This window comes from Phaeodactylibacter sp., assembly GCF_040219495.1.
Taxonomy (GTDB): domain Bacteria; phylum Bacteroidota; class Bacteroidia; order Chitinophagales; family Saprospiraceae; genus Phaeodactylibacter.
Genome location: NZ_JAVJSK010000101.1, coordinates 1 through 22,517, shown reverse-complemented (window position 1 = coordinate 22,517; position 22,517 = coordinate 1). Strand labels below are relative to the sequence as shown.

Here is a 22,517-nt window from a genome sequence, read left to right as displayed (position 1 = left end):
GTTAATCATGAAGAATCTATACTACTTTTCGCTCACACTTGTGATTGCTGCGCTTGCTTCAAACTGTGAAAAGGAACCACCCCTGATCACTTTTGAAGAAGTTTATGTCTCTCCTGTTTACACCCAGTTTGAATACCGGGATACGGGACAGGTCGATTACACCCTTCAGGAATACCGCCTGGGCAGCTTTCTGAGTTCGGACACCCCTGTCTACCAATGGAACGAATGGGACAAAGTTACCAGCCGGGGCCCAGCACTCTTAGTCGACATCAGAGAACGGTTGGGCTGGAATAATTTTTACCGATTTGGGCTGGAGTTTTGGGCAACACCGGGGGAAGAGGCCCTGTGGTCGGAAGCCCATTTGAAGAAAATGTTTGAACCGGGCAGTACTTTTCCATTCGGAGAGGGGCCTGGAAAAGTAGACCTCAGTTTTGCGCACCGGGACCCGGATTTTTTCGAGGATGAGCGTTCAAAAGCTTCTTTTCTGAAGCAGCCTGACGGTCAATTGTCCATTACACAAACCGAAGACTACAGTTACACCTCGCCCGGACAGGAAACGGTTAGGGGCATGCTGGTGCACTGCACTTTTGAAGGCAGCATCGGACAGTATGACCGGTTTGAAGGGGCCTGGCTTGATGATTTTACCACCAATACGGCACTGGAAATCAGGGAGGGGAAAGCTACCTTTTTTGTCGCTTACCGATGACTGCATTAGAAAGCGCTTTCAGGAAATTCACTGATTAGGGTAAACCGCTGCTCCAATTTTCTCAACAAAACACACCGCGCGATGAAAAACTTATATCTAACAGCTCTTATGCTCTTACGGCCGCTTCTAAGATCTGTTTTTACACTAATCGCGTTGAATAGCTTTTTGTTCTCACCGCTCTCCGCTCAGGGGCCAGTTTTGGCAAGTTGGGTATACGAAGAGTGATAATGATACATTACTAAAAAGCGCAGGTATCGGTAGTCACGATGTGATTATCGATACCTACAAAAAATTGAAAGTACAAAGGGGAACGTGTATTTCTTGGCACTCAGAGGTGATAATACAAAATAGTACCCAGGCCCCAAGTACTGTAATTGAAGGAATAATTATCAGCTTTATAAAGCAGTGTTCCTGCTAAAGTAAGTTTTGGGGACAGGTTTTTGGCAACGCCTACACTCAAGCGGGGAGTATACCTCGACCAAGTAAAGAAGGATTTGTCTTGCTCTTCAGAGACAGCATTGGTCTGAAGATCGGTTAACTTCGTTTTCCGGTGGTGGCTCATGTGGTAGCCCACGCCAGCCTCTACGAAAATGGACAGGTCTTCCCTTTGTACCAGGTCGTATTGGACGAGTAAAGGGATCTCCAGGAAAGAGATCGTGGCTTCACTTTTAAATTGACATTCGTAATTGGGATTGTTGATGAATATATGGTACGACGACCGGGGCGGATCTTCGGGATCAGGAAAATGGACGCAGTCATAGTTTTCACTGCGATTATAGGCGTCCAGCGCAATTCCGATACTTAGCCGCTTGTTTAATCTGGCCATTGCCCTGACACCGTAGCGAAACTGGAATTGATTTCCGTAGCCAAGGCTTTGATATCTGGGAATATTAGACGTTGTTACGAAGTCCAGAGCGGTAGCGACGCCTAGTGAAAATCTACTTTGGGCAGTAGCAGTGTATTGCGCAAAAAACAGGAAAAGGAGGAGGGTCGCAATATATTTCAGAGAGGCGTTATTCATGTCAGGAGTAGTTTGGTTGTTAATAATAAACAGTCGGCTGTGGTAATTATTTGGGGAGGCACAATTTTAACGAATGGGGATTTACTTCGAGCTTTCCTCAAATTATTCTTTTCAATCTACCGTATACCCCGTAGCACTTGCTAACTTTGTGACCAATTTATCACAAGCCACCGGGAACGGCTGGGCGACATTACGTCTTAAGGGACGGCACCCTGCTCCGCCTGAAGTTTAATATCGACAATACCCGCATCCGCGTATTCGACCCCAATCGAAGGCTGATTGCAGAAGCCCGAACCAGACACCGCATATTTCGATTTAAACACGAACTATATATTGAGCTGTACGAAGACGTAACTTTCCGAAAAGAGTTACTTGTACAGCTGAGCCGAGACATGGTCAACCGGGCGCGCAGACGGTAAAAAGCTACCGGGCTGAGTGCGTTTTAGGATCCCCTGGGTGTTCAGGATCCGGAGGGAGCAATCTAAACGCTATTCCTTACTTTTGCAGCAAATCCAAAAAGCTGCTGCTCATGAGAAACTGTGTTTTGCTCTTATTTTTAATGCCTGCTTTCCTTTCTGCCCAGGTCGTCAATACCGAAAAGCTCCGTTCCACCAATGAAGACGGCTGGCTGGCAGAAGCGGGGTTGGATTTCGGGCTCACCCGCAACAAAGCTGGGCAAACCCTCAGCCTGGGCAGCCGCCTAAGGCTGGAATACGATACAGGCAAAAGCCGTTGGATGGTGCTGGGTGCTTACAACCTTACTCAGTTTAGAAATGTGGAAGACCCGGGCAGCGTGCCCCGCAATTTTGCCAACAATGCCTTCGGGCACCTGCGGTACAACTACCTCGCTAATGACTGGCTGACCTGGGAAGCCTTCACGCAGTTTCAATACGACCAGATCCAACAAATAGACGCAAGAGTGCTGACCGGTACCGGTCCCAGGGTGAAACTGCTGCGTACGGATAGCAGTCAGTTGTTCTTTGGGCTCCTGTACATGTATGAGCACGAAGCCTCCACGAATATTTTTGAAGTGCCGGAAGAGAGGAGCGTGAATGTCTTCCTGTATGACCACCGCCTGAGCACCTATCTGTCTGGAGGATTCCAAATCACGGAGACCTTCAACATCAACCACGTCACCTATTTTCAGCCCAATCTGGCTGACTTTGGCGACTTCCGGATCTCTTCTGAAACAAGTTTAACCTTCAAAATCAGTGAAAAACTGGCGTTTCGGACGTACTTCCAGCTGATGTATGATGAGCGACCACCTATTCCTGTGCCTAATACCATGTATGCACTGAGAAACGGATTGGAGATTGCTTTGTAATTTACTTCAGCTTCTCATTATTCGCGTGCCGGTCGGCATCCCGCTTCGTCTTTTTGGCGAGGTTCTGGTGTAGCGCTTCGGTGAGGTCCACACCGGTCTGATTGGCCAGGCAAATCAGCACAAAGAGGACGTCGGCCATTTCATCTGCCAGTTGTTTCGGGGCGGCCTCGGCATCCTCCGGGCGCTTGAAGCTTTGCTCGCCGTACAGGCGGGCCATCAGCCGGGCCATTTCGCCCACTTCTTCCATAAGCACGGCGGTATTGGTCAGCTCATTGTAGTAGCGCACGCCGATGGTGTTAATCCATTCGTCTACGGTGGCCTGGGCTTCGCGCAGGGTTAGTTCTTTTTGCATAGGGTTATTCGCGGATTTTGCTGTCAATGAAAATGGTGACCGGGCCGTCGTTGAGCAGGCGTACCTGCATATCCGCACCAAACTCACCGGTTTCCACCGTACGGCCGGAAGTGATTTCCAGTATTTTGATAAACTTCTCGTACATCGGTATGGCATATTCCGGGCGTGCCGCTCCCATAAAGGAAGGGCGGTTGCCTTTTTTTACACTGGCGTGCAGGGTAAACTGGCTGACCGCCAAAATGCCTCCGTCTACATCTTTGACCGAGTGGTTCATCTTGCCTTCCTCATCGCTGAAGATGCGCATTTTGGCAATCTTATTGGCAAGCCACTCCAGGTCTTCGTCGGTGTCCTCGTCCTCAATACCTACAAACAATAAAAGCCCGGGCCCAATCTCGCCCACAACCTTTTCGTCTACTGTTACAGATGCTTCGCTAACACGTTGCAGTATAATTCGCATAAATTAAGTGTGGTTTTTGTTTGAACAGGCTACCTTTAGGATAGTTCTGGTTCGACTCAACATCCAAATCTGCCCGTATGAACTACCGTCAACATCTCATCGTTCTTTACGCCCTGTCTCTGCTTTCTTCCTTACAGGCACAGTGGACGCCCCGCCAAATACTCCACCCCCTCAACCCGGAAACAGTAAAGGCTATGCCGGCAGACCTGAATAATGATGGCAAAAAGGACCTCGTGCTTTTGTCAGAATCGCCCTCCCGCCTATCCTGGCAAGTGAGCCTGAGCGACCCGGAAGCATACGAACTAGTGCAAATACTATCTACTACAGCCGCCGTTAATGATGCCACCACCGGTGACTTTGACCAGGATGGCGATCCGGATATCATCGCTTCTGTCGATAATCCCTCCCGCATAGTATGGTATGAAAATACCGGTGCGACCGGAGCAGACCGTTTCGCCCCGGAGACCACCATTCTGCAAGGCGAATTTATGGAAGGGCTGCAGCTCTTTGACCTCAATACCGATGGCTGGCCGGATCTCATTTTCACCGGTTTCCTGAATGATGTACCGCCTGATTTTGCATTCCATATCATGATGGGGACCGGGCCGGGGACATACAGCCCGGCAGTAAGTGCTCCCTTCCGGGTGCCGATCGGGCTAGCCGAATTTCCTCCTTACTTCTTCTTCCAGCCAGAAGTTACACAGCCTGTTCTACACATCTACGGGCGATTCAGGCCCGACGGAGGGAACATGCAATCGGCCCGAATCACCTTTGACTACGATAATTTATCGTTTGGTGATTTTATGCCTATTGATGATGTAAATTTCCAAATCCGGGATATGGCAGATATCGATCAGAACGGCAGTCCTGAGCTACTTGGCTCGGGCTTTCAGGAAGGCATCTTTTACTATACCAATATTAATGGTACCTGGGAGCGGCGTACAGTCTACGGCAGCCCGCTGGCCAATAGTTGGGGCTCCAAATTCCATGATGTAGATGCTGATGGGCTGACGGATATCGTTTTCGGGCTGGACACCCTGACCAATCCGCCATTTTTTCAACCGGAGCGGCTGTCCTGGGTCAGGCAAACGGCTCCCCTGGAATTTGGTGCCATACAGCCACTTACAGCCGGGGTACCAAGTAATGCGGTGTTCGATTTTCACCCTATTGACGGGGACACGCTCCCTGACCTGCTGTTTTACTCCGAAGACGAACTGCGCCCCGGCTATCAGTCCCGTCAACCGGATGGCAGCTGGTCAACCAACCAATATTTCCCAGCCGGCCTTATCCCTGACCACTTCGTAGCAGGTGATGCAGATGGGGACGGAGACACCGACCTTTTCGCTTCCGATATTATCGCGAATACCATTTTCAGCTTCCGGCAGGAAGCAGGAGCGCTCCGGTCTGTGTACATTGAGCGGGCCAACCTCCCGCTACCCGCTTACATTAGCGGGGGCGATTTTGATGAAGACGGAGACTTCGATTTATTGGTAAGCGAATCCCGTCCATTGCCTGATGGGCAAGTCTACTGGATGGAGCAAAATAACGGGACCTGGGAAGCGCACCTGATTGATGAGGAGCAATATGCCCTGCCTTTCCTTTTACCTCACGATATGGACGGGGATAGCGACCTTGATATTGTTGCCAGCAGTGGCGTTCATGCGGTGATTTACTACCCGAATCTGGGGAGTGGAAACTTCGGTGAGCGTGTAACGGTAAGCACCACGCCAAGCTACCGTTTTGCCATGCTGTCCGACTGGGATGGAGACGGCAGCCAGGACCTCATTGCCCGCCCTGTTGGCCCGTTTGACCAGGTAACTTTACACCGCTGGAACGGAAATGGGTTTGATGAAGCTATTCCACTCACCCCTGCAGGCACCGGGGCACCGGAATTACCTGCGCCCTTCGATATTGACAGTGACGGGATGCCGGAGCTCGTGGCTTCCTTTACTTCTGAAATCCGGTTTTGGGAGCACGAGGCGCCCGGCGCACTATCCAGTACTCTTTTACTGGACCTCCCTTTCAGTACAGATACCGGGCGCTTCTTTGCAGCTGACCTAAATGGGGATGAAGAAACAGACCTCTTTTTCCTCACCCTCAATCCCAATCAGACGACTTCCCTATATTGGCTAATGGGCCCGGCTGACCTGAACAGCCTGGATTTCCAATCCATAACGCTTGATTCTTTGGGGTATGCCTCAGTGGCGCATCACGCTCCTGTTTTCAGCACGGCTCCAGACCTTATCACCTTGCATGAGCACGACCGCACCCTCCGCATTTTTGCCAATGGAATGGGCCCGGTACCGACTCATGAGGCACCCGGTAGCGGAAAAGAAGTCAAGGTATTCCCCAATCCTGCCAACGGCTATTTTGAACTGCTGGCAGAGGAGATGAGCATCCGGCAGGTAGATATTTTTAATGTACAGGGGCAATGGGTACATACGCAAGTTGCGGAAAACCGCCCGGTTGTTATCCAAACTACCGGCTGGGCGCCCGGGCTTTATTTCATCAGGGCAAGCGATGAAAAAGGTGCAGCAAAAACGGTGAAAGTAGTGATATCCAGATAGGCAGGCTTTAAAATAACCGCCCCTGCTCCCCAACCTTCTCATGCAGGTCAGGCGTATTGTTGCGCACGTTGTTGACGCGGTCGGACACCTGGTATTTTTTGAGGATGCCATCCGGTGGCGGCTGCAACATATCCATGACTTCGCTTACGCTTAAATCTGAAATCCAGCGCTGCTGATCTATAGGCTTGGGCAGCACCAGCGGCATACGATTGTGCAGGGGAGCGACCTCTGCATTAGGCGGAGCGGTGATGATGGAAAAGGTCTTTACGGCGTAGTCGCCATCGTACCAGATATCCCAGATGCCCGCCATGACCAGCAAGCTTCCGTCTTTGGGCAGGATACGGAAAGGGGTTTTCAGCTTGCCCTCAGTGCGCCACTCGTAAAAACTGTCGGCCACAACCAGACAGCGTCGCTTGCGAATGGGCACCCGGAAAGAAGGCTTGGCTCCGATACCTTCCATGCGGGCGTTGATGAGCTTTGAAGCATTATGGCTGTCTTTGGCCCAGTGCGGGATCAGCCCCCAGCGGTAGTAGTTGAGCCGGTCCGGCTGTTCGTTGGTGAGCACATAAGCCTCTTGAGTGGGCGCGATGTTGAAACTGAGTTTCAGGTTTTGCCCGGTCTCAATATCCCCCAACTGCTGTTTGAGCTTCTCCGGGGAGGTGACAAATGAGAAACGTCCGCACATGTTTGCATCTTTTTGTTGGCTCCAGCGTTTGGATTACGGCCAGAAAAGCAAGGGCACCAGTATCTTACCTCTTTATCCACAATTATCCACAGGGTTATGCTATTTCAGATCGTTGGACAAGGCATTAAAACTGTAACACTATGTTGGGCCGCCTTGTTTTTAAGGTTTTCCACACCGCTTTTCAGGGGGCTCCCTAAAGGTAAGAAAACCAGGGGTTCACAAAAACGCTTTTCCACATCAATTGTGGGCCGGGGCCTTGGTAACCGGTGCAGTGGCCCACACTTACCAAGAATGGCTGATCGCCATATGTATTTTTAGGCCATATCAAATACTTTCTGGGGATATCCACCCTAGTTTTCTACACTCCGGTAAGGCCGTGGGAGGGGGTGTGGAAATAAAAGTTACTGAGGCCGGCCCTTTTAAACAACATGTGGACAAGCGGCCTAACTTGCTGATAGTTTAGGAGTCAATGGTGTGCAAAATTAGTGTAAAGCTGAGGGGCCAGCTGTTAACACTGGATTAACCTAAAATCCACATTGATTTTTATCCACCTTTCCACACCCCTAATGATGATAGGGGAGTTTTAAAAAATTTATAATAAAGACTATTAAAGGGGATCAGCTTTCATTTAGTTTACTTCTGCATGGCCAAACAATTGGATGTATATTTGTTCCCCATTTGAAAAGTGTTTTTTGAAGGATTGCTACTTCATGATATAAAGCTAAAAAAAATGGAAGCCGTATCAACACCTCGTTCTACCAGCCGCACCGTACCGGGACCCGCAAAGGGCTACCCCGCTGCCGTGAAAATCTGGTTGTGCATTGGATTGTTCATGATTTTCGTTCAGGTCGTTGTGGGCGGTGTGACCAGGCTTACCGGTTCGGGGCTATCCATCACCCGGTGGGAGATTGTAACAGGGACCCTGCCCCCTCTGAACGAAGCAGCCTGGGAGGCGGAGTTTGCTGAATACCAGGCGACACCGCAGTACCAAAAGATCAACGAGGGGATGAGTATGGGCGATTTCAAGTTCATCTACTTCTGGGAGTACATCCACCGGTTGTGGGCCCGGCTCATGGGCTTTGTGTTTATCATCCCCCTTGGTTTCTTCGTAGCGCGTGGCATGGTCGACAAGCCTCTTTTAAAACGCCTGGGTGTCGTTTTCCTGCTGGCAGCACTTGTGGCCTCCTTCGGGTGGATCATGGTCGCCAGCGGGCTCATAGAACGCCCTTGGGTGAATGCCTACAAACTGACCATGCATTTGTCGCTGGCGCTCATTTTATTCAGCTACTTATTCTGGACGACTTTGAAGGTGATGCAGCCCAATCCGGAAGTAATCCACAATAAAATGTTGAAAAAGGGGGCTATTTCCATTTCCGCACTTGCGGCGGTGCAGATTGTCTTGGGCGGGGTTATGTCGGGTATGAAAGCCGGGTTGTATTTCCCAACCTGGCCTGATATGAATGGTGTGGCTGTCCCGGATGTATTGCTGAGCGCTTCTAACTGGACTGTGGAAAACTTTGTGGATTACGACGCAGCCCTGTTTATGCCTGCCTTAGTGCAGATATTGCACCGGACGACGGCATACGTACTAACGGCAGCGGTTCTGTGGTTTGCTTACCGGGGGTTCAGGGCGCAAACGACCCCACATTTCCGCACGGGTTTATACCTGTTGGTAAGTATGTTGATAATACAAGTGGCTCTTGGCATCCTCACTTTAGTCAATTGTATCGGCACTGTTCCGGTCGGCCTGGGCGTCTATCATCAGGCGGGAGCGCTCCTGTTTTTAAGCATCATTTTATTTGTAGATTATCAAGTGCTGAAAACCAGCAACTAACAAATGTGGAAAAGTTTGTGGAAAAGTGAATTTCTGGTTTCAGACTCGTTTTTCTACTAAAAATCCCCCATTCAGCATACTTGGCTGGATGGGGGATTTACGATACTAATCGCCACCAGGCTTACCCCAGAATGGCTTTCACTTTAGCGGAAATGGCCTTGCCTTCCGCCCGGCCTGCAAAGCGCTGGGAAGCCAGTCCCATCACCTTGCCCATGTCCTTCATAGAGGTGGCGCCTACTTCCTCCACAATTGCTTTTACTTCCTTTTCGAGCTCCTCGTCTGACATCTGCTCGGGCAGGTAGCGCTGAATGACTTCAATTTCTTCTGCTTCCTTATCGGCAAGGTCTTTACGGCCTTCTTTTTCGTAAATCTGCAGGGAGTCTTTACGCTGCTTGACGAGCTTTTGCAGCATTTTGACTTCATCGGCTTCCGTGATCTCTTTGCCAGAGCCACTGGTTTTTTCCAGCAGGATGGCTGATTTAATGGCGCGGATGCTACGCAGGGCGGCTTGGTCTTTGGCTTTCATGGCTGCTTTGAGGTCAGTCATGATTTTCGTTTCAAGGCTCATATCTAGTTCTGTTTTGCTTGTCAATCATTTTTTTGCACAGAAAGTTCAATCCTGTTCTTTCTTCCAGTCCTCCACCCACCTGGACAGTTGCACAAACTCGGCCAGGCTCAGCTGTTCGGGGCGCTCGCTGAATAGCGGCTCCTCGAGCAGCGGTGACCCTTTGAGCAGGCTTTTCATGGTGTTGCGCAGCATCTTCCGGCGCTGGCTGAAGGCTTGTTTGACGACGACACGGAAGGTGCGCTCATCGCAGCCCAACTCCTTGTTTGTTTTCCGGGTGAGGCGGATAACTGCGGATTGCACTTTGGGGGGAGGGCTAAACTTGCCTTTATCAACGGAGAATAAGTACTCCCCATCGTAGTAGGCTTGTATCAGTACGCTGATTACGCCGTAGGTTTTGCTGCCCGGCCCGGCCACCACCCGCTCGGCCACTTCCTTTTGGAACATGCCCACCATCTCCGGGATGTAGGCGCGGTTCTCGACCATTTTGAATAAGATCTGAGAAGAAATATTGTAGGGGAAGTTGCCAATCAGCCCAAAAGGCTGTTCTTGTTGTAAAGCAGGGAGGTCGGCGCGCAGGAAGTTGCCCTCCACGATATGCCCTTTCAGCGCAGGGTAATGTTTATTGAGGTGTAAAACCATGTCCCGGTCGGCTTCCACCACGATCAGCTGCTCCGGCCGCTGCAGGAGGTACTTGGTCAACATGCCCTGCCCGGGGCCGACTTCCAGTATTTTATGGTACGCCTTGCCGCCAAGCTGAAGGCTATGGGCAATGCGCTCTGCGATAAGCTCGCTGTTGAGGAAGTGCTGGCCGTAGGATTTCTTTGCTTTCAAGTCAGGACTGCTATTGGTGAATAAAATTTATATTTTTGCATTCCGGTGAATCTGTCACCGCTGCACTGTCACAGCCCTAAAGGTACAACGATGAAGCCGTAAGAGCGAAGACGGTGCAGATAAATCGAACTTGCCTCAAAATTCCTGCTTTAGGTTATCAGGAGGTATTTTTCAGGTAAGTTTAACACAACTGCAGGAATGAGCAAACTTAGAATAGGCCTGAGCATAGGCGATATCAATGGTATTGGACTGGAAGTAATCCTGAAGACTTTTGCGCACGAACAGATGTTCAATCATTGCATCCCAATGGTTTTCGGTTCTTCCAAAGTCGTTTCTTACCATAAAAACATCATTGAAGGTAGTATTGACTTCCACGCCCTTCGGCCGGGCGACCGCCCGCAGGAGGGGAAGCTCAATGTAGTGAACTGTTGGAACGAGAATGTGAACATCACGCTGGGCAAGGCTTCAGAGCTGGGTGGGCAATACGCCGGCCGCTCACTCGAAGCTGCGGTGAAAGCGCTTAAAGAGGGGGAAATTGATGCCCTGGTTACCGCGCCAATCAATAAAGAAGCCATGAAACTGGCACAATTCCCTTTCCCCGGGCATACCGAATACCTGGCCCGCGAACTCGACCGTGGCGAGCACCTCATGTTGATGATCAACGATGGGCTGCGGATTGGGCTGGCGACGAACCACCTGCCGTTGCGTGATGTGGCAGACGCTATTGATAAAAACGTGGTCAAACGGAAAATAGAAGTCATGGAGGAGTCCCTCCGCATTGATTTTGGCATAGAGCGACCCACTATCGCTGTATTGGGCCTGAACCCCCATGCGAGTGATGGAGGCGTCATCGGGTCTGAAGAAGAAGCCTTTATCCGCCCCGCTATTGTGGAGTTGAAGAAAAAAGGTATGATGGTATTGGGGCCATTCCCGGCTGATGGCTTCTTTGGCGCAGGGCACCACACTAAGTTTGACGGCATACTGGCGATGTACCATGATCAAGGGCTGACGCCGTTCAAAGCACTGTCCTTTGGCAATGGGGTGAACTTCACCGCCGGGCTTACGCATATCCGCACTTCACCGGACCATGGTACGGCCTATGACCTGGCGGGCAAGGACGAAGCAGACCCTGCTTCTTTCCGGCAGGCGGTTTACAGTGCGATAGACATTGCCCGCAACCGCCGGCAATACCTTGAGTTGCACGAAAATGCCATGAAAGATTTGAAAAAACCAGCTGATATTGAAGGCGATGATGAGGTGCTGACGGATAACGAAAATTAGCGCCCCGACTGCTTTTGCGCAAAATTTAACGCGTTCTGTAAAACAATTGGCAGAGATTATTGGATTACCTAGTGCATGACCTGGGAAGTACCTGAGCATAATAGACTTGATGCGCCGGGTCAGTGCAGTGGGAAGAAAAGACTTATTCTAACCCTGTAATGATCCCCAACGCATCAAGTCTAAGAGCGTGTTGGGACTTTTGTCTTCTAGTCGAAAATTAACAATTTTTTGGTTAGACGAGGCGTGAAAACCGGAGTTTAGCCTGAGCTAAATGAGGATTTTCGGGACGAAGTATAACCAAAAAAGTGTAGTTTGCAGGCCGATTACTAAAGTCCCAACACGCTCTTAGTTTAAAAATTGGCAAAACCCTGACGGGTGAGTATATTTGCCTTTGCTAATGAGCCACAGCGCAAACAAGGTATGCCCTTAGGTGTTGTAGTGGTGAAGATTGAACACTAACCATAGAATTCAGGTATGGATACAGCGACGGAAAAGAAAAAAACCACCCGCAAGGCACGGACGAAGAAGCCTAAATATAGTAAGGAGCAGTACTTACAGTGGTACGAACTGATGTTCCGCATCCGAAAATTTGAAGAGCGGGCACTGATGATGTACGGTCAGCAAAAAATCCGCGGTTTCTGCCACGTTTACATCGGGCAGGAAGCCATTGCAGCGGGTATGGAGTCAGCCATCCGCCCGGAGGATGCGATTGTTACCGCTTACCGTCAGCACGGTATAGCCCTGGGCCGTGGCTGTGACACCAATGCCTGTATGGCGGAGCTGTTCGGCAAGGAGACAGGTATCGTAAAGGGGAAAGGTGGCTCTATGCACTTCTTCTCTGCCGAAAACCGGTACTTTGGCGGCAACGGTATCGTGGGTGCTCAAATCCCAATCGGCACCGGCATTGCCTTCGCTGAGAAATATAAAGGTACTGACAACCTCTGTGTGACCATGTTTGGTGATGGTGCTGCCCGTCAGGGTGCTTTGCACGAATCTTTCAATATGGCAATGGCATGGAAACTGCCCGTACTTTATGTGGTAGAGAATAACGGGTACGCTATGGGTACCTCCGTAGAACGGACCAGTAATGTGACCGAGCTCTACAAAATGGGGCTGGCTTACGATATGCCCAGTGAACCCGTAGATGGCATGAACCCGGAAGCCGTGCACGAAGCCATGAGCCGTGCAGCAGAGCACATCCGTTCGGGCAAAGGGCCGTACTACCTCGAAATACGCACCTACCGTTACAAAGGGCACTCCGTATCAGACCCGGCCAAATACCGTACCAAGGAAGAAGTGCAGGGATACAAAGACCGCGACCCGATCAAAATTACCGAGCAGACCATTCTGGAGAATAAAATCGCAACAGAAGAAGAGCTCAAAGAGATTGAAAACGCGATCAAAGAGGAAATCAAAGCAGCTGTGACATTTGCTGAAGAATCAGACTTCCCTGATCCTTCAGAACTCTTCACGGATAATTACCTGCAGGAAAATTATCCTTTCATTAAGGACTAAACTTTCGCAGTAAAGATCCAATAAAGAAACACAAAATCAGTAGTCTCAAAACCGGGGCTGCTGATTTTTTTTGCCCCCTTGATAAATATCACCTCAGGTACTGAGCATTCTCAATTACAAGGCCTGATTTATCGTGCATCTTTGAATCGTAATCAACAAAAAACTAGGATTCATGCAAAACGCCAAAGCAATTGAGACGGCCCTGAAAAAATTGGGCATAGCCAGCCCGGCAGCAGTTCGCTACAACTTGCTCCCGGAGGAATTAGTCGAAGCTACCCTATGTAAGGATCAGGGTGTATTAGCCGACAGCGGCGCGCTCTGTGTCAGCACAGGGAAGTTTACCGGCCGCTCACCACAGGATCGCTTTATTGTCGAGGATGAGGTGTCAAAAGACCGGGTGGACTGGAATGCTATCAATAAGCCTTTTGACGGAGCTGACTATGATAAGCTGCGTGCCAAACTGGTGAAGTATTTTGATGGCAAAGAAATTTACGTCCGCGATGTACAGGCCTGTGCAGACCCTGAATACCGTACGAATCTGCGTATCGTAACCGAATATCCCTGGAGCAACCTGTTCGTGTACAATATGTTCCTGCGCATGAACGAAGAAGAGCTTGCACAGTTCGATCCGGAGTGGACCGTACTTTGCGCACCGGGCTTCGAAGCAGATGTGGAGACGGACCATACCCGCCAACCCAACTTCTCCATTATCAATTTTGGTAAGAAAGAAGTATTGGTAGGAGGCTCCGGCTATACTGGTGAGATCAAGAAAGGTGTATTCTCTGTACTGAACTTTGAATTACCTGCCTTCCGCGACCTGCTGACCATGCACTGCTCTGCAAACGTAGGCAAAGACGGTGACGCTGCCGTATTCTTCGGGCTGAGCGGTACCGGCAAGACCACTCTCTCCGCAGACCCTAAACGGTCTCTGATCGGTGACGATGAGCACGGCTGGGGCGAGAATGGTATCTTCAACTTTGAAGGTGGCTGCTACGCTAAAACCATTGACCTGACCCGCGAAAAAGAACCGGAAATCTTCGATGCCATCAGGCACGGCGCAATTCTGGAAAACATTGGGTTCTTCCCTGATACCCGCACTGTCAATTACGAAGACAGTAGCGTTACACTGAATACCCGGGTATCCTATCCGATTTACCATATTGAAAATATAGTTGAGCCATCTATGGCCGGGCATCCGAAGAATATCTTCTTCCTGACAGCTGACGCATTCGGTGCATTGCCTCCGATCAGCAAGCTGACACCGGGACAGGCGATGTACCACTTCATCTCTGGCTATACTTCCAAAGTAGCAGGTACTGAAGTAGGTATTGACGAGCCCATGAAGACCTTCTCAGCCTGCTTCGGCGCACCATTTATGCCGCTGCACCCCACTGAGTACGCCCGCATGCTGGGTGAGCGCATGGAGAAATACGGTGTGAACGTCTGGCTGATCAATACCGGATGGACTGGTGGCCCTTACGGTGTGGGCACCCGCATCAAACTGAAGTATACCCGCGCAATGATCACGGACGCACTGGAAGGCAGACTCGACAACGTCGAGTATGAGCAGGAGCCTGTATTTGGACTCCACATTCCTAAAGAGTGCCCTGGCGTACCTTCAGAGCTTCTGAACCCTCGTGATACCTGGGCAGACAAAGATGCGTACGACCGCAGAGCCAATAAGATGGCGAAAGCTTTCATTGACAACTTCCGCAAGTTTGAAGACGGCGCGGATGAGGAAATGATGGCAGCAGCGCCACGTACTACTGAAAAGGTATAAACATACGGACTAACAACTGGTCCTCTGTAAAATACAAGGTACTGGGATCAGTGATAACTTTTGCATAACTAGACAATAGCTTGGTTTTCGAATGCTGCGGGCGAACAATTGTTCTCCGCAGCATTTTCTATTTGCGAGCCGGTTGAAAAATTCCAGTGTGCCCTTTTTAATACCGAAACCACCGATCGTGGAACGATAAGGGACCTGGGGAGAATCAGCACAGCTAAACCCAATTCAAAAAACGCCCCGATACCTTTTAAAACCTAATCATATGAAAAATCTGCTCATCCCCGTTGATTTCTCCGATGCTTCACGCAACGCATTTCAGTACGCCATGGCACTGGCCAAACACATTGGTGCCGAAAAGGCTAAGCTGGTACATGTCTTCCTGCCGGAGTCAAGTGGCGAGGCGGACTTCATACCTCCCGTTCACGCAATCATGGAAAGCCGGCACGAACTGCTCAATGACTTTCTGAATGACCTGGCCGCCGATAACGCTGGTAGCCTGCCGGTAGAAGTACAGACAGAACTGCTGGTCGGTTTCCCGGCCGACGAGATTGCTTCAATCAGTGAAGGTTTTGACCTTATCGTTATGGGCACCACCGGCGATGGAGGGGTACTCGAGCGCATCTTCGGCAGTGTCTCATCGAGTGTATCACAACGAGCAGCATGCCCTGTTCTGCTCATCCCTAAAGACGTTACTTTCAGCCCAATCAGGCACATGGTATACGCCAGCCACTATGATGCCCACCACGAGACCGTCGTAAAAAAGCTCATGGCTTTTAACAGCCTTTTCAACGCGCACCTCCACTTTGTGCATGTGCAGCGCCATAAAGACCTCCCCTTCGTAGCAGAGCAGGGCAAGTTATTTGAAGAGCTTTTTGAGAAGGGAAACCCGCGATTTGCTTTTGAGATGGCAGAGGTCAAAGACGAATCCGTTGTGGAAGGCCTGAGTGAATATGCTGCTTCCCACCATGCACAGGTTATTGTGATGGCGACCCGCCACCGGGGCTTTTGGGACAATATCCTGCACAGCAGTCAAACCAAGAAAATGGTGCTTGCTGCGGAGACCCCGCTCCTCATCCTTCATTTGGATATGGAGTAAACAAATCAGGGGAACGCCACTCCGGTGCTCCCCTGATTTTATAGTCATAGTCTGACAACAGCGATGTCTTTTACTGCGCTTCGTCCGGTTGTGGCTTGTACTCTGCCCGGAATGAAAGCTGGCCCTGCGCTCCTGTGATTTCCAAAAACACCTTATTTACACTGTAGGCGTTTGCAGACTTCAGCAAATCAAGAAAACGGGTCTCCTGGGTCATCTTACCCTGGCAGAGCATCTTGGTAGCGGCAACCTCGCCGATATCAAGCGTACCATCATCCTGAAGTGAAAGATCAGCACTAAACTTGTTACAGCCGCTATACCCGGAAACCTTACCATTAGCGATAGTAATCATCGGTATATCCTCTTTACCGACTTTTACGCTACGCCCATCGAATACATACTCCGTAAGGTACCACTTCTTCAGCTCGATCTTAGGGAAAGCGGGTTTGTAGTCTTTCGGGACAGCCTCTGCCCTTTCAACGGGTGATGCCGTTGCATCAGCCTCTGCGGCCTGCCCGGCACCCGCACTCTGGCTCGAATCCGTTTCAACTCCTTCCTGTGCAGCGTCGCTGCCGCAAGCCAGCAGGCTAACGGCCAACAACATCATCAAAAGCGTTCTCATTTTCTATCTTGTTTATTAGACATTGGTTCTTTTTGGAAATGGCACTCCGCCGGTAAGAGCGTTATGGCCAGCCGGGGGCGAAATTACAAAATTTTGATTCTATACTTACCTTTAGCGACGGATTGACCATTATTCCTTGTTTTATCCCCCGGCTGATAGTGCTACAGCCCGGTTCTGGGCCTGGTAAGCAAAGCTCCCAGGGTATGTACCCCACGCTTTTTGAGCCGGTACAGCAATTTCAGGAGCAGCAAAGCGGTGATATAGGCATCCCCGGGTGCCGTATGCCGGTCGCTCTGAGGGATGCGGTACTGATCGCAGAGGTGATCGAGGCCAAATGTACCGGGGCGTGACAGCTGCGGATTGCGCGCAACCCGCCTGGCCAACACGCCCGTATCCAGCACTTTATTCCGGAGCTTCCCGGCTCCCGCAGATTGGAGGGCAGCGTTGAGCATGGCTACATCGAACGCAGCGTGGTGCGCCACCAACACATCCCCACCTGCAAAAGCCAGAAACCGTCGCACGCCCTCTCTTTCTGAAAGGCTGTCTATTCTTTCGCCAGGTAAAATTCCGTGCACGGCTACCGTTTTCCCTTCCGGGCTGTACTCCTGATGCACATAACACTCCAGCCGGTCTGCCACCAGAAGGTGCCAGTTTTTGACCCGCACCGCACCAATTGATAGAATTTGGTCCTTCTGCACATCAAGCCCCGTAGTTTCGGTGTCGAACACGACAAAGCTGACTTCTTCGATAGGAGTTTTATTGTGGAAGGGGGCCTCCTCCACACTTGTCAGGTAAGTTTGCCAGAATGCCGGGGCATTTGGATCGGGCGGGGCATTTTTCTTAAACCAATTGAACATAAGCGGTAGGATATTGAGCCAGGGAATGGAGCATTTAGCTAAGCAAAGCCAGCCGGAACCGGGTATTCAGCAGCGACTGTAACTCCTTGATCGGGCGGAAGCAATTCCGGAGGTTGATCCGTTCCATCTTCGTCAAATCAGAGGGGTTAAAGTAGCGGCCTGAATTTTGCTTTTTCAGCCCTTGCAACGCCCGATAGCGCATCAGGATTTCATAAGCATCAGCAGCCTGCTCGTAAAGCTCCTGGTTTTTAGGCTCCAGCTCTGCCAGGCGCTCAAACCGCCGGAAGGTGTTGTTGATTTGCCCTTCCCGGGCGTGCAGGACCAGCAACCGGGCAGCATCTGCCAGGGGCATCATAGCCCGGGCTTTGATATCAAACTCGTCCTTGTGGGCACCACTGTTTTCTACCACAAAGTTCCGGAAAAAAGTCAGTGGTGGCGGGTTTTGCAACGCATTTTTGCCCAGGTACACCAGGAAGATCCCCTGATCGTCGAGCGCATCAAAGATGTGTTCCGTTAGTGCCGTCGACAAGGCACGGTCGCCATGTATCGGTCGGAAGTCAAAGAAAATAGTACAGAACATGACGGCCTTAGGCTCCGGCTGATGAATCCACCTGGAGAATTGCTGTTTCCACTCGCTCAACGACAGGCACCAGGAAGGGTTGCTGGCCATCATATCAGCCGGGCAGTATTCGAAGCCCACCTCGTTGAGCAACCGGGTGACCCGGCCCGCAAAATCAAGATAGTAAGCTTTGGTGTTTTCGTATGCCGCTTCGGGCACATCCCCGAAGACCAGGGCATTATCCTGATCCGTACGCAACAACTGTTCTCTCCTGCCCTCGCTGCCTAATGCCAGCCAGCAGTAAGAAACATCGGGGCGCGAAAGGCCCTCTGCTTCCATTGCCGTCTCTGCCAGCTCAATACAGCGTACGATGATCTCGTCGTTGATTTCGGTCATCACCGTGGAAATGAAAGCGATCGACACTTCCTGGAAAATGTACTTCTTCAGCAGCTCTTCCGCCCGGTCCCGGATTTCCCGCAGGGCTGCTATTGCTTTACAACGCCGGATTTCCCGAATCAGAATGGCCGGGTTATTGCCCTGCATCACCATCAGGTCATGTTCTGAAAGTACGCCAACCACTTCACTCTCCGTGGTCCCGTCAGCAGTCAGGCAAATGTGGTTGATGCGGTTTCTGACCATCTCCATTTGTACATCCGCGACCGTCACCGTTGGAGGCATCGTGACCACCGGGCTGGACATAATCGCTGAGATGGGCACATCCAGCCCTATTTTACCGGTAGCGACCTTCCGCCTCAGGTCTTTGTCGGTCATAATGCCCGTAGGGCGGCTGCCTTCATCAACAACGATAATTGACCCCACTTCCTGCTCTGACATAATCACTGCTGCCGCCTGTATGGTCGTACCGGGCGGACAAGTGACCGGGTCTTTACTACGCTCCAGCGATTGTACCTCCATAAGCGCAAAATGCTCTACGGCCTTTTCGGAGCGGTCCAGAAAAAGCTGGGAAGGGTTCGCGATTTTATACTTTTGCCCGATTCCCGCCGCGTAGGTACTCGCCAGGTACAAGGCCACCTGCGGGTGCCCTTCCATCACTTCCTGAAACCCTTCTATATTAATGGCGTAAAGCAGGGTTTCCTCAGCAGCCCGGGCGGTAAGCGCATAGTTTTCTGCGGCCAGCATAGGCCGGATGCCGAACACGTCCCCTTCATCGCACTGCTCTACCAGAAAGGATTCAGCCCCGGCCTCCCGGAACAGCTGCACCGCGCCTTCCCGTACAATAAAGATATGTGTCCCCGGCCGATCCCCCTGATGAAAAACCTCCTGTTGAGGCTGATAATATTGTACAATCACCCGTTCTGAGACTTGAAGTAGCAGGTCTTCGGACAACAAGCTGAAGGGAGGGTAGGCTTTCAGGAAGTCATAGATGCGGCGCGGAATAATGTTCTCCATGGCATTCGGGTTTGGATTATGGAATATCCTGTTTTTTGAGAACTGCACCAAATATTAACGCAATTAGATGTATATATTTGTTTATATCAGCCCGGAGCCCTATTTTGGAGCTTTGTTTGCAGGCCCCTGAGCCAGCCGCCCAAGTATATACAGCCATGAAAACTCACTTCAACGTCAACTTCCTGGAAGACTCCACCGAGACGCTGCGTGCTATTGCTCACCCTATACGCATTGCGATCATTGACTTGCTGTACAATAATGGCCAAATGACCGTTACGGATATTTACCAGCACCTCAACATCGAACAGGCGATTGCCTCCCACCACCTGCGTATCCTCAAAGGCAAGGATGTTGTCGCGGCAGAACGCGATGGCAAAAACTCCCTTTATTCTTTGACCCGATCTGAATTCTACGAAATCATTAAGACCCTGAAAAAGGTGATATAGCAGCCGGACTAATACTTTGTTAAGCTGGGTATACAGAGATAAGCAGTCTCTTTCCCCTGGCTGGATATAACATGCAACTTCTCCGAAGTCTTCCAATATATGCGGTCTGTTCTAACCCGTTATTTCATACTTGACAACACACAAGTCCGAAACAACGAGAGTGCCTGAAAAGGTGTGCCTCAAAAAAAGCATGAGATTAGCAGCATAAAAAACGCAAAAGAAAAAGCAGCGCTCGAGTACTCTCCTCGCCCCTGATCAGCCACCCTTCCCATTCTTTACGAAGCACTCTGCAAACTATGCGTGAAACCCAAAGCACCCACAACCGGCAGTACCAGCCCCCACCCTCTAAGAGCTTGTTGGGAAATTTTGCGAACTGATTTTCAACGATTTGAGGTTCTGACTAAGAAATTAAACCTGAGCTTAGCGGGCTAAGTGAAGGTTTAATTTCGACGTCAGGTTCTTAAATCCTTTAAAATAAGGAAGCATCAACCCTTTTATTTTCTTTCATTCGGGATATTCGTTTTTTACCCAATGAAATTTCCCAACAAGCTCTAAACCCTAACCTCTGAAAAGCCCGCCCCAAACACCATAACATCAAAAAACCAAAACACCATAGAACCACCACCCCCCACTTCCCCACATATTTTTTTGGTCAACCCCCGTAGTTTTGCAATAAGATTTTGAAAAAGACAGAAAAAAACTCAGAAAAAACTTGCACACATATACATATCTATATACTTTAGCTGAAATAAAACATGCTTGTCAACTATTCTAAATACAGCTAGTATGAAACTTTTGACTAAAACCCTTACGCTCGCCCTGCTGCTGACTGCCATCAGCATGCAGGCACAAATACTCGAGGATGACGTGGATCATTCTTACAAGCCCCTCACGTTAAAATTGGACGATAGCGGGAACAAATACATCCGTTTTATCGTCTGGCATCAACAATGGACGGTCACGAACAACCTGGCAGTAGATGACGCCAACCTGCAGTTGACCCATCTGGCCCGCCGTTCCCGTTTTCTGGCTTATGCACAGATTTCTCCGCGCTTCCTGATACTGACCCACTTCGGGCTCAACAATCTGACGCCGGGCAACATGACCTCGCTGGGTAATAACGGGGATGGCCCGCAGCTCTTCCTGCACGATGCCTGGACGGAATTCAAGGTCAGCAATGACAACTCCTTCTTTATTGGTGGCGGCCTCCACTACTGGAAAGGCCTCACCCGCCTGTCCAATCAGAGTACGCTCAACTTTATGACAATGGATAACCCGCGCCCGTTTGTGCACTGGCACTCGCTCGGGGTTACAGACCAATTTGCACGGCACTTAGGCCTTTATGCCAAAGGAGTCATCGGTAAATTTGATTACCGGATCGCACTGAACAACCCGGGCAGCAATGCAAATGGCAGCCTGCCGCTTGGTAACGGCGCAAGTTATGGAAGCAACAGCAGCAGCGTTGCTTATACCGGCGTTTCCACACCTGACAGGGATGGCAACCCAACCGGGAATAATATTATCGAAGGTTACTTCCGGTACAACTTCATGGATGGCGAATCCACCAAACTGCCTTATGCCGTAGGCAGCTACCTGGGCAAAAAGAAGATCTTCGCATTGGGCACTGGCTTTTTTGCCCACCCCAATGGCATGTTCAACGAGGCTACAGGCGAGCACGAGAATGTGACCCACCTGGCGGTAGATGCGTTTCTGGACATGCCCCTTTCGGATGGGGACTGCCTCAATGCCTATGCTTCTTTCATGAGTTTCAACTACGGTGACAACTACGTAGCACGCTGGGCGGGAACCGGGAATGTGCTGTACGGCCATGTGGGCTATAAGCTGCCCAACTCCCGTTTTATGCCCTACGTCGCGGTCCAAAACGGCAATTACGAAGGCTTTGAAGAGAATACCTCTGCGCTCGATATCGGGCTCAACTACTTCCTCAACGGGCATAGCGCCAAGCTGACCCTGGAGTATCATACCATCAGTAATGATATCCGGGAAGGCGGCCTGGATGCCAACGGCAATATTCAGGACGTGCAGCAAATCCGTTTGCAGGCGCATATTTTTCTCTAGATTTTATTTACCTTGACGCAACAAAGTATTTATATAACTATATTCAATCATCTAAAAACTCAGGCTTATGTCCAACGACAACAAAGCTCAAAAGTACTGGAAAGAGAACCTAACCTACCTGGGCATTCTGCTCGCGGTGTGGTTCGTAGCATCCTATGTTTTAGGCATTTTCTTGGTTGAGCCCCTGAACACCGTCCGCATCGGCGGCGCCAAACTTGGCTTCTGGTTCGCTCAGCAGGGTTCTATCTATGTTTTTGTCCTTCTAATCTTTGTGTATGTCTGGCTGATGAACCGGCTCGATAAAAAATACGGGTACGATGGTTAGAGCGTGTTGGGACTTTTGTCTTCTAGTCGAAAAATAACAATTTTTTGGTTATACAAGGCACGAAAACCGGAGTTTAGCCTTAGCTAAATGAGGATTTTCGGGACGAAGTGTAAGCAAAAAAGTGTAGTTTGCAGGCCGATTACTAAAGTCCCAACACGCTCTTAGGGTATTTGCGCCTGCGACCTTGGCCCTTTGG

Annotated in this window: 21 protein-coding genes; 11 read left to right on the top strand and 10 right to left on the bottom strand. The window is 50.3% G+C overall.

All coding sequences use genetic code 11. The features are described 5' to 3' along the window. Positions 1 to 7: 7 nt before the first annotated feature. Positions 8 to 706 (top strand): hypothetical protein, encoded by a 699-nt coding sequence (locus RIC19_RS15690; RefSeq protein ID WP_350179287.1) that lies wholly within the window; start codon positions 8 to 10, stop codon positions 704 to 706. 328 nt (positions 707 to 1,034) lie between these two features. Here RIC19_RS15690 and RIC19_RS15685 read toward each other — a convergent pair whose 3' ends face one another. Together RIC19_RS15685 and RIC19_RS15680 are read right to left on the bottom strand one after the other, a co-directional pair. Beyond that, a complete protein-coding gene (locus RIC19_RS15685; RefSeq protein ID WP_350179286.1) occupies positions 1,035 to 1,727 on the bottom strand; it encodes an outer membrane beta-barrel protein in 693 nt (230 codons plus the stop codon). Positions 1,728 to 1,924: 197 nt separating this feature from the next. After that, complete coding sequence (locus RIC19_RS15680) at positions 1,925 to 2,050, bottom strand: hypothetical protein (protein WP_350179285.1); 126 nt, start codon at positions 2,048 to 2,050, stop codon at positions 1,925 to 1,927. Between the two features lie 206 nt (positions 2,051 to 2,256). On the opposite strand from RIC19_RS15680, the gene RIC19_RS15675 reads away from it, so the two are divergent. Beyond that, positions 2,257 to 3,051 carry a DUF481 domain-containing protein gene (locus RIC19_RS15675; RefSeq protein ID WP_350179284.1) on the top strand — a complete coding sequence of 265 codons (795 nt, stop codon included), beginning with the start codon at positions 2,257 to 2,259 and terminating at the stop codon, positions 3,049 to 3,051. Position 3,052: 1 nt separating this feature from the next. Here RIC19_RS15675 and RIC19_RS15670 read toward each other — a convergent pair whose 3' ends face one another. Then, complete coding sequence (locus RIC19_RS15670) at positions 3,053 to 3,403, bottom strand: nucleotide pyrophosphohydrolase (RefSeq protein ID WP_350179283.1); 351 nt, start codon at positions 3,401 to 3,403, stop codon at positions 3,053 to 3,055. A gap of 4 nt (positions 3,404 to 3,407) precedes the next feature. Next, positions 3,408 to 3,860: a D-aminoacyl-tRNA deacylase gene (gene dtd, locus RIC19_RS15665; protein ID WP_350179282.1), complete on the bottom strand. Its 453-nt coding sequence runs from the start codon at positions 3,858 to 3,860 to the stop codon at positions 3,408 to 3,410. Positions 3,861 to 3,937: 77 nt separating this feature from the next. Between dtd and RIC19_RS15660 the strand changes: the two genes are divergently transcribed. After that, complete coding sequence (locus RIC19_RS15660; protein ID WP_350179281.1) at positions 3,938 to 6,427, top strand: FG-GAP-like repeat-containing protein; 2,490 nt, start codon at positions 3,938 to 3,940, stop codon at positions 6,425 to 6,427. A gap of 7 nt (positions 6,428 to 6,434) precedes the next feature. On the opposite strand, the gene RIC19_RS15655 is transcribed toward RIC19_RS15660, so the two are convergent. Continuing rightward, positions 6,435 to 7,112, bottom strand: a complete 678-nt coding sequence (locus RIC19_RS15655; protein WP_350179280.1) for an SOS response-associated peptidase — start codon at positions 7,110 to 7,112, stop codon at positions 6,435 to 6,437. Between the two features lie 730 nt (positions 7,113 to 7,842). On the opposite strand from RIC19_RS15655, the gene RIC19_RS15650 reads away from it, so the two are divergent. Further along, positions 7,843 to 8,946: a COX15/CtaA family protein gene (locus RIC19_RS15650; RefSeq protein WP_350179279.1), complete on the top strand. Its 1,104-nt coding sequence runs from the start codon at positions 7,843 to 7,845 to the stop codon at positions 8,944 to 8,946. 121 nt (positions 8,947 to 9,067) lie between these two features. Here RIC19_RS15650 and RIC19_RS15645 read toward each other — a convergent pair whose 3' ends face one another. Further along, the gene (locus RIC19_RS15645) at positions 9,068 to 9,514 is read right to left on the bottom strand and encodes a GatB/YqeY domain-containing protein (protein WP_350179278.1); all 447 of its coding nucleotides are present in this window, start codon (positions 9,512 to 9,514) and stop codon (positions 9,068 to 9,070) included. A 45-nt stretch (positions 9,515 to 9,559) separates the two neighbouring features. Then, positions 9,560 to 10,345, bottom strand: coding sequence for a 16S rRNA (adenine(1518)-N(6)/adenine(1519)-N(6))-dimethyltransferase RsmA (gene rsmA, locus RIC19_RS15640; protein WP_350179277.1), 786 nt, complete (start codon positions 10,343 to 10,345; stop codon positions 9,560 to 9,562). A gap of 198 nt (positions 10,346 to 10,543) precedes the next feature. Between rsmA and pdxA the strand changes: the two genes are divergently transcribed. The 4 genes from pdxA to RIC19_RS15620 all read left to right on the top strand — a co-directional run bounded on the left by pdxA (position 10,544) and on the right by RIC19_RS15620 (position 16,026). After that, positions 10,544 to 11,626: a 4-hydroxythreonine-4-phosphate dehydrogenase PdxA gene (gene pdxA / locus RIC19_RS15635; protein WP_350179276.1), complete on the top strand. Its 1,083-nt coding sequence runs from the start codon at positions 10,544 to 10,546 to the stop codon at positions 11,624 to 11,626. Positions 11,627 to 12,100: 474 nt separating this feature from the next. Further along, on the top strand, positions 12,101 to 13,141 hold the full coding sequence (gene pdhA, locus RIC19_RS15630; protein WP_350179275.1) for a pyruvate dehydrogenase (acetyl-transferring) E1 component subunit alpha: 1,041 nt from the start codon (positions 12,101 to 12,103) through the stop codon (positions 13,139 to 13,141). 172 nt (positions 13,142 to 13,313) lie between these two features. Continuing rightward, complete coding sequence (gene pckA, locus RIC19_RS15625; RefSeq protein ID WP_350179274.1) at positions 13,314 to 14,921, top strand: phosphoenolpyruvate carboxykinase (ATP); 1,608 nt, start codon at positions 13,314 to 13,316, stop codon at positions 14,919 to 14,921. 271 nt (positions 14,922 to 15,192) lie between these two features. Continuing rightward, positions 15,193 to 16,026, top strand: coding sequence for a universal stress protein (locus RIC19_RS15620; RefSeq protein ID WP_350179273.1), 834 nt, complete (start codon positions 15,193 to 15,195; stop codon positions 16,024 to 16,026). A gap of 70 nt (positions 16,027 to 16,096) precedes the next feature. Here RIC19_RS15620 and RIC19_RS15615 read toward each other — a convergent pair whose 3' ends face one another. From RIC19_RS15615 to RIC19_RS15605, 3 genes are all read right to left on the bottom strand, one after another. After that, complete coding sequence (locus RIC19_RS15615) at positions 16,097 to 16,645, bottom strand: META domain-containing protein (protein WP_350179272.1); 549 nt, start codon at positions 16,643 to 16,645, stop codon at positions 16,097 to 16,099. 161 nt (positions 16,646 to 16,806) lie between these two features. After that, a complete protein-coding gene (locus RIC19_RS15610; RefSeq protein WP_350179271.1) occupies positions 16,807 to 17,502 on the bottom strand; it encodes a 3'-5' exonuclease in 696 nt (231 codons plus the stop codon). 34 nt (positions 17,503 to 17,536) lie between these two features. After that, positions 17,537 to 19,471 carry a DUF294 nucleotidyltransferase-like domain-containing protein gene (locus tag RIC19_RS15605; RefSeq protein ID WP_350179270.1) on the bottom strand — a complete coding sequence of 645 codons (1,935 nt, stop codon included), beginning with the start codon at positions 19,469 to 19,471 and terminating at the stop codon, positions 17,537 to 17,539. A gap of 155 nt (positions 19,472 to 19,626) precedes the next feature. Here RIC19_RS15605 and RIC19_RS15600 point away from each other — a divergent pair, with 155 nt between their 5' ends. From RIC19_RS15600 to RIC19_RS15590, 3 genes are all read left to right on the top strand, one after another. Next, positions 19,627 to 19,917, top strand: coding sequence for an ArsR/SmtB family transcription factor (locus RIC19_RS15600; RefSeq protein WP_350179269.1), 291 nt, complete (start codon positions 19,627 to 19,629; stop codon positions 19,915 to 19,917). 786 nt (positions 19,918 to 20,703) lie between these two features. Further along, positions 20,704 to 21,996 (top strand): porin, encoded by a 1,293-nt coding sequence (locus tag RIC19_RS15595; protein ID WP_350179268.1) that lies wholly within the window; start codon positions 20,704 to 20,706, stop codon positions 21,994 to 21,996. 67 nt (positions 21,997 to 22,063) lie between these two features. After that, positions 22,064 to 22,321, top strand: a complete 258-nt coding sequence (locus RIC19_RS15590) for a DUF4212 domain-containing protein (RefSeq protein WP_350179267.1) — start codon at positions 22,064 to 22,066, stop codon at positions 22,319 to 22,321. Positions 22,322 to 22,517 lie beyond the last annotated feature (196 nt).